Below are 15,436 nucleotides of genomic sequence, written 5' to 3'. Positions count from 1 at the left end.
TACCACTCCTAATGACTACACTTTAAAACAATATCATTATAATTATTGTCTTTATCTCAATATCTATTCCTATTCTAATTCATTAACTTTAATTTTTTTAACATTCTATAGATTTTTTCACCTTTTGGCATTAGTAATATTTCTTCTTTTCTCATACCACCGATAGCAAGTAATACTATAACGTATACTAATCCACCTATCATGATTGATATTAAAGTTGAAAGTGTGTTACTAGCTAATATTTTGAATGTTAATGCATAACTCATTTTAACAACAACAAACATAGTTATTACTGTTAATAATGGTTTTAATAAAAATTCTTTTTTCGAGAATTTCATATTTAAGTGTTTCTTTATGTATAAAAACTCTATTAACGCTGCAACTGCATATGCTGTTAAAGTTCCTATAGCTGAACCAAATATATTTATAGATGGTATTCCTGTTAATGTATAACTTAGTATTACTTTAAATACCATACCTATTGCTAATGCAATAACTGGTACCATTGGTTTACCCATACCTTGAAGTATACCGTTTTGCGCATATATTAATCCTAAGAATATAGCAGAAGGCGCACAAGCAAATAACATTTTTCCTATTGCCCCTGTTTCACTTGGATATAATAAACTCATTATTGGAGTTGCTAATGCAGCTAATCCAAATGCACATGGTAATACTATTATTAATATTAATTTAATTCCGTTTCTAGCTTCTTTTTTAACTCTTCCACGTTGATTTAACGCATAAGCTTCTGAGATAGATGGAACTAAACTCATACCTATAGCTTGATCTATAAATACCGGTAAGTTAACTGTTGCCATAGCCATACCTGTTAATTGACCTAATAAAGAGTTTGCTGTATCAACATCAAATCCAGTTTCTTGAAGTCTTCTTACAACCACTATACTATCAACCATATTAACTAAAGGCATAACACAAGCACCTATAGTTATTGGTACTGCAACATATAAAATTCTTTTTAATACTGTTTTTGTACTTTCAACTCTAAAGTTCTTACTTAATTCAAGTTCTGCACGACGCTCTTTTGAAGTTCTTAAGTACGCTAAAATTAAAAATACTATTGATGCAAATCCACCTATTGCTGCTCCTAATACACCACCAGCAGCTCCTTGTTCTGGTCCAAAACTAACCATCCAATAATAAGCGATTGCTATACCTAAAACAACTCTGAAGAATTGTTCTACCATTTGAGAAATAGCAATTTTGCTCATTTCTCTTCTACCTTGGAAATATCCTCTGAATGAAGACATTAACGGTACAAATAAAAGTGCTGGCGCTATCGCCTTCATACTTGCTAATGCACCTTCATTTTTCATAATACCATTAACTATGAAATCAGCTCCAAAATAGAATATACAGAATGAAACAAGACCTGTAAGGAATAATACAGTTGATGCCACTCTGAACGTCTTAGCAGCTCCGCCATAATCCCCAATAGCCCTTTTTTCTGAAACTAATTTAGCTAAGGCAGTCGGAAACCCAGCTGTTGCTAATGTTAAAAATAATGTATAAACAGGGTATACAGCTTGGTAATATCCCATACCAGTAGAACCTATTAAGTTCCCAAGTGGTATCCTAAAGAATGCCCCCATTATTTTAACAACAACACCTGCTGCACCAAGTATAAGTGCTCCCTTTAAGAAGGAGTCTTTATTTTTGTTGTTATCCATGACACATGACCTCCATTTTATTAAACATATGAAATTATATTCATTCAAATTTCAAATAATATCATTTCATTTTAAAATACAAAGACTGCTTATATACAAACTCCGATTCTTTGTATATAAACATTTGTAATAAATTTTAATATATCACACTTCTAATGATTTATTCAATATTTTCCACATTTTTAATAATGTCTTAAGATTTTGTTTATAAATCGTTTCAGAATATCTAAAAATTAAAGACCCTATAAAAAGGGTCTCTTGATAAATTATTGAACTTGCTTTCCTAAGAAACTACATGCTACTTTAAGGATTTTGTCGATTCCTTCTTGTAACTTTTCGTTTTCTTTAGCAACTATAACTATACTTCCTATACAGTCCCCAGATACGCTTATTATAGGCATTATCATTTGTTCACTATATGAATTGCTATCTTCTTTGTATAGAGGTATTTTATTCTCGTCTTTTATTTCTTTTGTTTCTCTATTTTCTATTAATTGTTCTAATTCTTTACTTATACTTTTTTCTTTGTAATCTTTTTTAGGTAATTTTGATACAGATATTATAGAGTCTAAATCTGTTATAACAACTCCGTATCCTAATGTTTCACCTAATGTTTCAGCATATTCTTGTGAGAATTCATTTAATTCACCTATTGGAGAATATTTTTTTAATATAACTTCTCCGTCTTTAGCTGTGAATATTTCTAGCGGATCCCCTTCTCTTATTCTTAAAGTTTTTCTTATTTCTTTTGGAATAACAACTCTTCCTAAGTCATCTATTCTTCTAACTATACCTGTCGCTCTCATTTATGATAATCCTCCATTAATTTCTTTTATTGTATTTTTGCCATTGAAAAGAAAAATATACAAATTTCGGTTACAATTATATAATAATTATTTATTTTTTGTCAAAAATTTTTTCTATTTTAATTATATTTATAATTTTAAAATTTATGTATTTTTTTATTTTCGCTTAAATTCGATAAATTTTTACACCGTTTTTTTGGCATATCCCCTTATTTTTTAAGATAATATCCATTTTTTACTATATTTTTATTTTTTTTCAAAATAATAAGGGGAACAAATTTTTCAATTTATTCCCCCATTTTTTTGACTGTATTTTTTGTAAAATCTATTTGTATGAAATAGATTTTACAACATCATCTTTTTCTTCTATTTTTGCTTCTTCAAATAATTTTGTTACTTCTTTATTAAATTTTTCAGATAAAACAGCAGATTTAACGCGGTCTTTTGCTTTATTAAATGTAGTAGCTTTATCTGTTACTTTAATTATATGATACCCATATTGAGTTTCAACTATGTCTGAAATTTCATTTTTATCTAATGCAAATGCAGCATTGCTAAATTCTTCAACCATTTCTCCAGCAGTGAAATCGCCTAAATTACCTCCAGATGAAGCATTTGCACTATCATCTGAATATTCTTTAGCTAATTCAGCAAAGTCTTCACCTGATTTAGCTTTTTGAAGTACTTCTTCAGCTTTTTGTTTAGCTGCAGCTTTTTCTTTATCAGATAACTCATTTCCACTATCATCTTGAGTTGATATTAATATATGAGATGCAGTTACTGTATCATATGACTCTTTATTTTTTTCATATTCTTTCTTTAAAGTACTTTCATCTACTTTTGTATTTTTATTATAATACTCTTTATAAGCACTATATGCTAATTCTCTAGTTAAAATATATTTTAAGAATTCATCATTTATACCAGCTTTTTTAGCTTGTTCTTTTGTCGAATCATTGCTATTTACAGTTTCATTAAAAGTATCTACTTGTTCTTGAACTTCTTTATCTGTTGGAGTTACTTTAACTTCTTTAGCTTTTTGATATACTACTTCTGATTGTTCCATTGATACAAGTATTTGAGATTTGAAAGCATCCCAATAAGTTTGTTTTTCATCACTTTTACTTTTTGAATCGCTAGAACTTGCTGTATCTTCCATTTCAGTTTTCCAAACTGAAGATGTATATCCGTAATTAGATTCATATACTAACTTAGTCCAGTTAACATAAGTTTCAAAATATTTAGCAGGTATTTTTTCACCATTTACTGTTGCAACTGCCTTGTCAGAACACCCTATCATGCTTATCCCTAAAACAAATGATAGTACTAACGCCATAACTTTTTTCATATCATGCACCTCTTCATATTATTTTTCGTTTAGCTTACACATTTTTTCTAGTAAATCTACTAATTCATTTACAATTTTGTAGCCAACCTTTTCTTTAGTTTTGTATCTTGTTAAAGGTACTAAACTAATTTCATTTTGATTTTGAGTGACTCTTTCTATCTTTAGTTTTTTGCACATAGATTTTATATATGCTATATAAAGTAAAGTTTGAACTGATCTAGGTACATCTGAGAATCTATCTACTAATTCTTCTTTAACTTCTTCCATATCATCTTTATTTTCTATAGATGCTATTTTCTTATACATTTCTATTTTATCAATCTCTTCTGAAATATAAGAATTAGGAATATATGCATTTACAGCTAAGTTAATTTCGACATCTATAGGTTCTTCTATTACCTCGCCTTTTACTTTCTTCATAGCCTCGTTTAGCATTTTTACATATAAATCATAACCTATCACTGCCATGTGACCATGTTGTTGTGCTCCTAGGATATTTCCAGCACCTCTTATTTCTAAGTCCCTCATAGCTATTTTAAACCCAGAACCAAATTCTGTAAACTCCCTAATTGCTTTTAGTCTTTTTTCTGCTATTTCACTTAATACTTTGTCTTTTTCATACATTAAATATGCATAACCTTGTCTAGAACTTCTACCTACTCTACCTCTTAACTGATAAAGCTGAGCAAGCCCCATTTTGTCTGCATCATATATAATCATTGTATTTGCATTTGATATATCCATTCCTGTTTCAACTATTGTTGTACAGACTAACACATCATATTCTTTATTTAAAAATCCTAATATAATATTTTCAAGTGCCTTAGATGTCATTCTACCATGTGCAACAGCTACTCTAGCATCTGGTACTAATTTTTGTACCATACTCGCCATCTCTTCAATCTGTTCCACTCGATTATAGACGAAAAATACTTGTCCACCTCTAGCGATTTCTCTTTCTATTTCATCTTGAATTATACTTTCTTTTGCTTCTACAACATAAGTTATAACTGGATGTCTTTCTTGTGGTGGCTCTTCAATTACACTCATATCTCTTATTCCACTTAATGACATATGTAACGTTCTTGGAATAGGAGTTGCTGATAATGTAAGTACATCAACAGTATTTTTTATCTTTTTAAGCGATTCTTTGTGTCTAACTCCAAACCTTTGCTCCTCATCTATTACTACTAGTCCTAGATTAGGTAAGTTTATATCATCAGATACTATTCTATGTGTTCCGATAAGAATATCCACTAAACCTTTTCTAGCATCATTTATTATTTCTCTTTGTTGTTTAGCCGTTTTGAATCTACTTAAAACTTCTACTCTTATTGGATAGTTTTCAAATCTCTGTTTAAATGTGTTGTAATGTTGTTGAGCTAATATAGTTGTTGGAACTAATATAGCGACTTGCTTTTGGTCCATACAAGCCTTAAATGCTGCCCTTATAGCAACTTCTGTTTTACCATACCCAACATCTCCACAGACAAGTCTATCCATTACTTTTGATGATTCCATATCTTTTTTAGTTTCTTTAATTGCTTTTAACTGATCTTCAGTTTCTTCATATGGAAACATTGATTCAAACTCTTTTTGCCAAACTGTATCTTTAGAGAATTTATATCCTTTTACCTTTTCTCTTTTTGCATAAAGTTCAACTAAATCTTTAGTCATATCTTCTATTTCACGTTGAACTTTTGCCTTTGCTTTAGTCCATTCATTTGTTCCAAGCTTATTTAATTTAACCTTTTGAGCATCTGCACCTATATATTTTTGAACTTTGTCCATTTGGTCTATAGGAACATATAAATTATCTCCACCTTGGTAAATTATTTTTAGGTAGTCTTTCTTAACTCCATTAACTAATATCTGTTCAATACCTGTATATCTACCTATACCGCTATTTTCATGAACTACATAGTCTCCTATTTTTAAATCTAAAAATGATTCTATTTTTTGTCCATTTTTATTTTTCTTCTTTTTAGATTTTTTAGAAACTTTTTTATTTACGCCTATTATTTCACTATCAGTTATTACTTGGAATTTAATAGATTTATATTCAAATCCCTTGCTAAGATTGGCTGGAACAATAACTATTTGTGATGACTTTAATTCTATATTTCTGCTTTTTGATATAGCTACTTCTAAACCTAAGTCAAATAAATCTTTATGTAGCTTTTTACATCTATCTGTAGAATTTACAGCTAGTATAACTTTGTATCCGTTATATCTAAGTTTATTTAAATCTTCTACTAGCACATCTAATTTTGAGTTGTAAGAAGGTACTTCTCTAGAATCAAAATTAATAATATTAGTAACAGAAAATCCGTTTACTGGCTTTGGTAACAGAGAATTTATAATTAAATTCTTGTTCTCTAATAAGAATGGTAACTCGTCATATGAATAAATTAAATTACCTTGATTTTTTATTGCTAAACCTCTTTCAAGATTTAGATTAAAATTATCATTAAACTCATTTACAAAGTTTTCACATCTTTCTTTTAGCCTAGATATATCATTTATAACTACTATTGCGTTGTCTGGTAAGTAGTTAAATATACTTTTATTATTTTCTTCATATAAATAATCTATATAGTTTTCTACCCCTTGGAAGTATGTCTTTTGGGCAATATTTTCTATATTATTAAACACATCATCATCTGTATACTGATTTGTTTCAAGTTGTATCTTTTCAACTGCTGATGTTGTATCTTCTGGATATATAAATTCACGCGATGGTGTGATCACTACTTTTTTAATTTTTTCTATTGATTTTTGTGAAAAAACATCAAAAGTACGTATAGAATCGATTTCATCATCGAATAACTCTATACGAATAGGATTAGTATATTCTAATGAATATATATCTATTATTCCACCTCTAATACTGAATTGACCTAGCCCTTCTATTCTTGAGACTCTTTCATAACCCAGTCTGACTAATTTTTGACTTAATTCCTCTAAATCGATAATATCTCCAATTTTATAAGTATATATATTATCTAATAAAACATTTTTAGGTATATACTTTCTTAATATTGCATCTACAGATGTAACAACGATTGTTTTTTGTTTTTTAGCCAGTTTTAATAGTACTCTTAATTTCTTTGCTTCTTCATTTCTATCTTTTGCATCTAGGTGATAAAAATAAATTTCATCACTGCCTAAATACTCCACCTTATCCTTAGTATAAAAACAAAGTTCATTGTAGACCTTCTTTGCCTCCAAATCACTGTTTGCAATAAACAAAGTAGGTCTAGCTAGTTCTTTAAATATAGAATAAGTTATATGTGGCTTTTGCATATCTAAGAGACCATTTAGTTGTAATGATCCCTCTTTATTGCATATTGTATTTATAATCTCATTATACTCATTTGAGTTTTTTAAAGGGTATACAAAAACATCCTCCATATAGCCCCTCCTTATTTTACATTATATCTATTCATTGCTAAATCTAGATCTTGTCTAATAGCGCAATCAATTGCTGCTACAGCATTTTCAAAACTTTCATTAAGTGATTTTTCATCTTCTTTTGCAAATCTAGATAAAACAAAATCTGCTAAATCTTGTCCATTTTTAGGTTTTGAGATTCCAACTCTTACTCTTGGGAATTCATTAGAACCTAGGCATTTAATTATAGATCTCATTCCATTATGAGTTCCACCACTACCTTTTTTTCTAATTCTAATTTTACCTACATCTAAGTCGATATCATCATATATTACTATTACATTTTCTAAATCAACGTTATAGTAATTGCATATATCTACTACTGATTCTCCACTTAAATTCATATACGTCATAGGTTTAACTAAAATTACTTTTTCAGTTCCAACTCTTCCTTCACCTATCAATGCTTTATGTTTTAATTTACTTACGTCTATTGAATATTCCTTTGCCAAAAGATCTATAACATTAAATCCAACATTGTGTCTTGTTTTTTCGTATTTGTCTCCTGGATTTCCTAATCCCACTATTATATACAAAATTTTCGCCTCCTTATAAACCATTGTTTATCATTTCAAAATAGATTTTTATTATATCATATTGTGTTAGTATAATTAAAATTGTAGCCATAGAAATAAATGGCGTAAAAGGTATTCTCCTCTTTAAGTCCACTTTCTTTTGCTTCAAGATTATTAAAATTCCAAATAAAGAAGTTATAATAAAAGATAATGCGAATATATTAAAGCTGTGTTTTGCACCTAATACAAAACAGCATAATCCATAAACTCCTATATCGCCTTCTGCAAATGCCCTTGTAAATTTACAAATTAAAAAAGACAATAGAAGACCTATTATTAAACCAATAAAATGGTCTAATAACTCTGTATGAGAAATTCTAGCCAATATAAATATTATACTCTGAACTATTATACCACTAACTACTGTTATATCGTATACAAAACTTGTTCGAAAATCTATTATAGAAATCACAACTATAAATGGGATTAATAGTAAATAACTTATAGAATTTAAAGTTATATCATATTTATTATATATTAACAGTAAAGTTATTATACTTGTTAAATACACTATTATACTATTAGATAAAGAGTACTTCATTTCCTTGCATATTAAGTATATTAATTTATTTTCTATATAAGAAATTATAAAAAAAATAGTTATTATTGCATAAATCATATAAAATTTTTAAGATGGATTTTACTTTTCATTTTAAATTTTTATTATTTTTTCGATATATTGTAAATCATTACATCGATTTATTAAGGTTTCTTTAGATATCAAACCCTGTTTATAGAGTCTCGAAATGTCTTGGTCCATAGAGAACATATTTTGTTTTGATGAAGTTTGGATAATATTTTGAATTTGATATATTTTATTTTCTCTAATAAGGTTACTTATTGCAGTATTTGTAATCATGACTTCAGTTGCAACTATACGAGATTTTTCATCAATTGTAGGAATTAGTTGTTGAGATACAATTCCTGTGCATGCTGTGGATAATTGACTTCTAATTTGTTGCTGTTTAGATGATTCAAATGTATCGATTATTCTATCTATAGTTTTAGCCGCTCCTATAGTGTGCATAGTAGAAAAAACTAAATGACCCGTTTCTGCTGCTCTTAATGCTATAGAAATACTTTCAGCATCTCTCATCTCTCCTATTAAAATTACATCTGGATCTTGTCTTAAGCTTGATTTTAATGCTGAATTAAAGTTCTTTGAATCTCTTCCTATTTCACGTTGATTTACAATACTTTTTTTATGAGTGTGGATATATTCTATAGGGTCTTCTAAAGTTATAATATGACATTCTCTATTTTCGTTAATCAAATCAATTAAGCTTGCTAGTGTACTAGATTTTCCACTTCCAGTTGGTCCTGTAATTAAAACTAATCCCTTTTGTTTTTTAGTAAATTCTCTCATGACTTCTGGAAGTTTTAATTCTTCAAATTTAGGGATATTGTTTGGAATTATTCTTAGTGCCATAGCGTAATTGTTTTTTTGTTTATAAATATTTACTCTAGCTCTATGTCTATTAGGTAATGAAACAGAAAAATCCACATCTCCATATTCTTTGATTTTATTCATAAGACTTTCATCCGTAATCTGATTTACTAAGTTATACACATCGTTATTTGATAATAATTCATTTGATAATTTTTTAAATTTGCCATTTATTCTAGCAACTGGGGATAAGTCAACGGTAATATGGATATCTGATGCATTTAGAGTGATCGCTTCATCTATTATTTGATATAAATCCATCTATCTCTCCTTTCTAAAAATTACTTATATGTGGATAATCATATAAATACAAGTAATTTATTTTTTAAGTATTTGTATTATCGTTAAATTTTAATATTTATATACAGTTCTAGATTAAATAACTTTATTTTTTGACCTATACAGAGGCTCTATGATTTATAATTTTTAATATAATCCTAGATTTAACTAAAAATCAAAAAAATATTGCCCAAGTTATTATCACTTGGGCAATACCTACGATCAATAAATTCTTATATAATTTTCTTATTAGAATAATACACTAACAGATTCGTTATTGAATATTTTCTTGATTGCATCTGCAAATAAGTCTGCTACTGTTAATACTTCTATGTTGTCTAATTTCTTTTCTTCTGGAAGTTTTATAGTATCTAATACTATTAACTTAGTTATAGAAGATTCTTTTATTCTTTCTATAGCTGGTCCAGATAAAACAGCATGTGTACAACAAGCGTATATATCTCTAGCACCAAATTTCTTTAATGCATTAGCAGCGTTTGTTATTGTACCTGCAGTATCTATCATGTCATCAAGCATTATGATATTTCTATCTTTAACATCTCCAATTAAGTTCATAACTTCTGAAACGTTAGCTTTTGGTCTTCTCTTATCGATTATTGCTAGTGGAACATCTCCATCTAATTGGTTAGCAAATTTTCTAGATCTAGTAACACTTCCTAAGTCTGGTGAAACAACTGTTAAGTCTTCTAATCCCATTTGGTTGAAGTAGTTAGCTAGTAGGTTTTGTCCTAAAAGATGATCTACTGGTATATCGAAGTATCCTTGTATTTGTGCAGCATGTAAGTCCATAGTTAAAACTCTATCTGCACCAGCTGCTGTTAATAAGTTTGCAACTAATTTTGCAGTGATTGGATCTCTTGATTTTGCTTTTCTATCTTGTCTTGCATATCCGTAATAAGGAATAACAGCTGTTATTCTACCTGCAGATGCTCTTTTTAATGCATCTATCATTATTAATAATTCCATTAAGTTTTGGTTTACTGGATTGTTTGTAGATTGAACTACGAAAACGTCACATCCTCTTACCGTTTCATTCATGTTTACAGATATTTCTCCGTCACTGAATTTAGTAACTACACAATCTGAAAGTTTAACTCCTACTTTTTCAGCTATTTTAGCTGCTAGTTCTGGGTTTGCATTACCAGTGATTATTTTAATCTCACTTCCGCTAGTATTCATTATTATCCTCCCGAAAAATTTATATATTATATTATTAGACAATTATGTCTATTAAAGGCAAATTTATTTATTATTTTTAGCGTCTTTTGCTTCTTTTCTAGCTACCCAACCTTCTTTAACAACTTGTCTTTGTCTTGCTATAGCTAATGCTCCATCTGGAACATCTTCAGTTATAGTAGAACCTGTTGCTATATATCCTTTATGTTGTATATGAACTGGGGCAACTAAGTTTGAGTTAGAACCTATAAAAGCTCCATCTTCCACAACTGACCTAAATTTATTTTTACCATCATAGTTTACAAATACTACTCCACATCCAATATTAACATCTTTTCCTACATCTGCGTCTCCTATATAAGATAAGTGTGATGCTTTTGAGTAATCTCCTATGTTAGCATTTTTAACTTCTACGAAATCTCCTATTTTAACGTGGTTTCCTACGTTACTTTTTGGTCTTAAATAAGCATAAGGACCAACAGTCGTATTTTCGCCAACAGCGCTATCTATTATAGTAGATATTTTTATTTCTGTAAAATTACCTATTTTAGAATTTGTTATAGAAGAATTCATTCCTATTATACATTCTTCACCTATTTCAGTGTTTCCTTTTAACATTACACCTGGTTCTATAATTGTATCCTTACCGATTTGTACATTTGACTCTATATATGTATTTTCTGGGTTGATTATTGTAACTCCATTATCCATATGTCTTTTATTTATTCTTTTTCTCATGATTGCTTCGGCTTGTGATAACTGAACTCTTGAATTTACACCCATAAGTTCTTCTATAGTAGCCCCTACAAAAGCTCCTACTTTAGAACCTCTATCTTTTATTATTTTCATAGTATCAGTTAAATAATACTCTCCTTGAGCATTATTGTTATCTAATAGATCTAATGCTTCTTTTAGTTTATCACCTTTGAAACAATAAATTCCTGAATTGATTTCATTGACAGCTAATTCTTCTTCATTAGCATCTTTTTGTTCTACTATTCTTGCGAAGTTTCCTTCTGAATCTCTTATAACTCTTCCGTATCCTGTTGGATCGTCAACTTTAGTTGTTAAAACAGTAGCCATATATTCATTTTCTAAATGATAATCAAATAGCTTTTTAAGAGTTTCTTCTTCTATTAAAGGAGTATCTCCACATAGTACAACTATTATATCATCATCATTAATAGTATCTTTAGCCATTTTAACAGCATGACCTGTTCCTAATTGCTCAGTTTGCATTACTACAATAGCATCTTCTGGTATTACATTTTTTACAGTTTCAGAACCGTGTCCTAATATAACTACGACATCGTTCACACCTGATTTATTTGAAATATCAATTACATGGTTTACCATTTCTTTTCCACATACTTTATGTACTACCTTAGGGTTTTTAGATTTCATTCTAGTACCTTTTCCAGCAGCAAGTATTATTGCTTTAAAGTTCATTATTTCACTCCATTCATATAAATATTTTCTGTAAAGTAATTATTTACATACAATATTATATACTTTTGTCCGTTTTTTTTCTCAATAAAGTTGTATTTTTTTCAAAAACGTATGAAAAATATTATAGTATGCTAAATAAATCGTATAGATACATATTAATATCCGTATTTATCTCTAATAATATAACATTTTTTATTGAAAATTGCTAGGTTTTTCGCATTAATAATAATTAGTGTAAAAATGAGTTCTTACCACAGTATGATAATACCTCAAATTATGTATTTTTATACAAAAAAACCGAATCTTATGATTCGGTTTTAATATATAACAAATTAAATTATAAACTTATTCAGCAGCAACTTCTAATTGAGCTAAAGCTTCATGATAAGCTTTTAAAACTGCATCTTCAAGAACTTGTCTCATTTCTGCATTTATTGGATGAGCTATATCTCTAAAGTTACCTTCTCCTACTTTTCTACTTGGCATAGCAATAAATAGTCCATTATGACCTTCTATTACCTTAATGTCATGAACAACAAATAGGTTATCGAAAGTTATAGAAACTATACATTTCATCTTTCCTTCGTTTGTTATTTTTCTTACTCTTACGTCAGTTATGTTCATTCTCAATATCCCCCTTTATGATTTTGACAAAATATTACTTATTATAAACTGTATTCTAAATAATTCTATAAAGAAAACTGATATCCTCTTTTTTTTTGAATTTTAATTAAATTTTTCTAACTATCGTATTATTTATCATCAGATTCAAATTGTGAATCTCTATATTCATCTTTAAATGTTTTGAAATTAGGTTTTGCTATTATACTATCTCCGTTATTATCTATTTCAATTAATGATATGTAATCCTTTACCATTTTTTCTTGAGGTTTTGTTGTAGATATAAATACACCTGTACCCATTACTTGTGCTCCGAACTCATGCATTAAATCTGTCATACCTTTTAATGTTCCGCCACCTCTCATGAAATCATCAATTAATATAACCTTACTATTTGGTTTTAATGCTTTTCTAGGTAAACTCATACTTTCTACTTTGTTGTTTCCACCAGTAACATAAGTCATACTTAATGTTGGTCCTTCTGAAACTTTCATATCTTTTCTTATTATAACTAGAGGTAGATTCATAGCTTTAGCTGTCATAAGTGCCATAGGAATACCTTTTGTTTCCATAGTTACTACATAATCAGCTTCAGTGTAATCTAAATTAGAAGCAAAGATTTTTCCGATTTTAGCAACTATAGCTGGATTGTAGATTAAATCTATTAAATATAAGAAACCTCCTGAAAGTTTTCTTGAGTCATCATTTACTTTTTCACATAATTCCATTAAGAATTGTTTATTTTCTTCAATTGATGTTTTTGGTATATATTTAACTCCTCCAGCAGCTCCTGAAATTGTAATTACTCTTCCTAATTCTAATTTTTCAAAAACATTTTTTACAACTAATAAATCTTCACTTATTGTAGATTTTGCAGCATTAAATTTCTCAGTAAAGTAACTTAATGTGTATATTTTGTTGGGGTTATCTGATAATATTTTTACTATAGCGCCTATTCTTTCCGTTCTTTTAAACTTCATAATTATTAAAACCTCCTAAAACGACTATCCTTACAATTTAAAGTATTTAATGCATAATCTCTCATAATATGGTATAATAAGATTTATGTTTAAACATAATATTTAATAAGTAAAAGTATATATATTAATAGTATGTACATATTATACTTTAAATATTGAACATTAGTTAATTATACCACATAAATAGTTCAGATTATAGGACTTAATTAAAAAGAAAGGTGGTTTTATTTATGAATATACATTTTATTGGTATTGGTGGTATCAGTATGAGTGCCTTAGCAGAAATATGTCTTAATAAAAATTATAATGTTTCTGGTTCTGATATGCATGGCTCAGAACTTACTGAAAAATTAGAATCTCAAGGCGCAAAAATCTTTATAGGTCATGATAAAGAAAATATATCTGATGATATAGATATAGTTGTATATACAGCTGCTATTCATCCAGAAAACCCAGAATTAGTTGAAGCAAAAAATAAAAATAAATTGACAATAAATAGAGCGGCATTTTTAGGCCAATTAATGAGAGAGTACAAAAACTCAATTGCAGTTTCAGGAACGCATGGAAAAACTACTACAACATCAATGTTATCTACTGTATTTGAACAGGCTGAATTAGACCCTACAATATTAGTTGGTGGTAACTTAAAATCAATAGGCGGAAATGTTAAAATAGGTCATTCAGATCATTTTATAACAGAAGCTTGTGAATATGTTGATAGTTTCTTAAACTTCAATCCTAAAATTGCAATAGTATTAAATATAGAAGAAGATCATCTTGATTACTTCTCTGGAATAGATGAAATAAAAGCATCATTCAACAAATTCGGTAAACTTTTACCTAAAGATGGTTACTTTGTAATCAATGGAGATAACCCTAACATGGATATATTACATGATGTTAAGGCAAAGGCTATCAAATTTGGTAAAAAAGAATCAAATGATGTTATAATAGAAAACATTGAATTTGATGATTTAGGCTGTGGATCTTTTGATTTAAATTACATGGGTAAAAAATTAACTGGATTTAAATTAAGTGTACCTGGTCTTCACAACATATACAATGCTACATCAGCAATAATCGTTTCATTAGTTTCTGGAATAGATTTAGAAACTATACAAGAAGGAATTTTAGCTTATACTGGTGTTGGTAGAAGATTTGAAAGAAAAGGTGAATACAATAACGCTGCTGTAATAGATGATTATGCACATCATCCAACTGAAATAAAAGCAACATTATCTACTGCAAAAAGATTTAAAAAAGGAACTTTATGGTGCGTATTCCAACCACACACTTACAGTAGAACAATATCTTTACTAGATGAGTTTGCAGAAGCATTCTACTCAGCTGATAAAGTTATAATAACTGATATCTATGCTGCTAGAGAAGATGACCCAGGAACTGTTCATTCAAAAGATTTAGTTCAAAAATTACAACACAATAACGTAGATGCTATATATATATCAGAATTTGATGATATAGTTAAATACTTAAAAGAAAATGTTCAACCAAACGATGTAGTAATAACTACTGGTGCTGGACCAATTTACTTAGTTGGTGAACAATTAATAAAAGAAGCTTAATTGTATA

The 15,436-nt window shown here is 28.6% G+C and carries 12 protein-coding genes; 1 reads left to right on the top strand and 11 read right to left on the bottom strand.

Going from position 1 to position 15,436, the window contains the following annotated elements:
- Window positions 1-74 precede the first annotated feature (74 nt).
- From RDX53_RS00225 to purR, 11 genes are all read right to left on the bottom strand, one after another.
- Window positions 75-1,691 carry a polysaccharide biosynthesis protein gene (locus tag RDX53_RS00225; protein ID WP_295574733.1) on the bottom strand — a complete coding sequence of 539 codons (1,617 nt, stop codon included), beginning with the start codon at window positions 1,689-1,691 and terminating at the stop codon, window positions 75-77.
- A gap of 266 nt (window positions 1,692-1,957) precedes the next feature.
- Entirely contained in the window at window positions 1,958-2,497 is a 540-nt protein-coding gene (locus RDX53_RS00220) for a stage V sporulation T C-terminal domain-containing protein (protein WP_195931679.1), read from the bottom strand.
- Window positions 2,498-2,822: 325 nt separating this feature from the next.
- Window positions 2,823-3,845, bottom strand: coding sequence for a peptidylprolyl isomerase (locus RDX53_RS00215; protein WP_295574729.1), 1,023 nt, complete (start codon window positions 3,843-3,845; stop codon window positions 2,823-2,825).
- 18 nt (window positions 3,846-3,863) lie between these two features.
- Window positions 3,864-7,259 carry a transcription-repair coupling factor gene (gene mfd, locus RDX53_RS00210; RefSeq protein ID WP_307993447.1) on the bottom strand — a complete coding sequence of 1,132 codons (3,396 nt, stop codon included), beginning with the start codon at window positions 7,257-7,259 and terminating at the stop codon, window positions 3,864-3,866.
- A gap of 11 nt (window positions 7,260-7,270) precedes the next feature.
- Entirely contained in the window at window positions 7,271-7,834 is a 564-nt protein-coding gene (pth, locus tag RDX53_RS00205) for an aminoacyl-tRNA hydrolase (protein WP_195930206.1), read from the bottom strand.
- A gap of 13 nt (window positions 7,835-7,847) precedes the next feature.
- Window positions 7,848-8,384 (bottom strand): prepilin peptidase, encoded by a 537-nt coding sequence (locus RDX53_RS00200; protein WP_307993446.1) that lies wholly within the window; start codon window positions 8,382-8,384, stop codon window positions 7,848-7,850.
- Between the two features lie 141 nt (window positions 8,385-8,525).
- A complete protein-coding gene (locus RDX53_RS00195) occupies window positions 8,526-9,581 on the bottom strand; it encodes a PilT/PilU family type 4a pilus ATPase (RefSeq protein ID WP_307993445.1) in 1,056 nt (351 codons plus the stop codon).
- A 267-nt stretch (window positions 9,582-9,848) separates the two neighbouring features.
- Window positions 9,849-10,799, bottom strand: coding sequence for a ribose-phosphate pyrophosphokinase (locus tag RDX53_RS00190; RefSeq protein ID WP_295763539.1), 951 nt, complete (start codon window positions 10,797-10,799; stop codon window positions 9,849-9,851).
- Between the two features lie 63 nt (window positions 10,800-10,862).
- Window positions 10,863-12,245 carry a bifunctional UDP-N-acetylglucosamine diphosphorylase/glucosamine-1-phosphate N-acetyltransferase GlmU gene (glmU, locus tag RDX53_RS00185; protein WP_295778766.1) on the bottom strand — a complete coding sequence of 461 codons (1,383 nt, stop codon included), beginning with the start codon at window positions 12,243-12,245 and terminating at the stop codon, window positions 10,863-10,865.
- A gap of 345 nt (window positions 12,246-12,590) precedes the next feature.
- Window positions 12,591-12,869, bottom strand: a complete 279-nt coding sequence (spoVG, locus tag RDX53_RS00180; protein ID WP_022070784.1) for a septation regulator SpoVG — start codon at window positions 12,867-12,869, stop codon at window positions 12,591-12,593.
- 128 nt (window positions 12,870-12,997) lie between these two features.
- Entirely contained in the window at window positions 12,998-13,846 is an 849-nt protein-coding gene (gene purR / locus RDX53_RS00175; protein WP_195930210.1) for a pur operon repressor, read from the bottom strand.
- A 230-nt stretch (window positions 13,847-14,076) separates the two neighbouring features.
- Here purR and murC point away from each other — a divergent pair, with 230 nt between their 5' ends.
- Window positions 14,077-15,429, top strand: coding sequence for a UDP-N-acetylmuramate--L-alanine ligase (gene murC, locus RDX53_RS00170; RefSeq protein ID WP_307993443.1), 1,353 nt, complete (start codon window positions 14,077-14,079; stop codon window positions 15,427-15,429).
- Window positions 15,430-15,436: the final 7 nt, after the last annotated feature.

This window comes from uncultured Intestinibacter sp. (assembly GCF_902468165.1).
Lineage (GTDB): Bacteria > Bacillota > Clostridia > Peptostreptococcales > Peptostreptococcaceae > Intestinibacter.
Note: the sequence above shows the minus strand (reverse complement) of the source record. Positions and strands in the feature narration are given on the sequence as shown.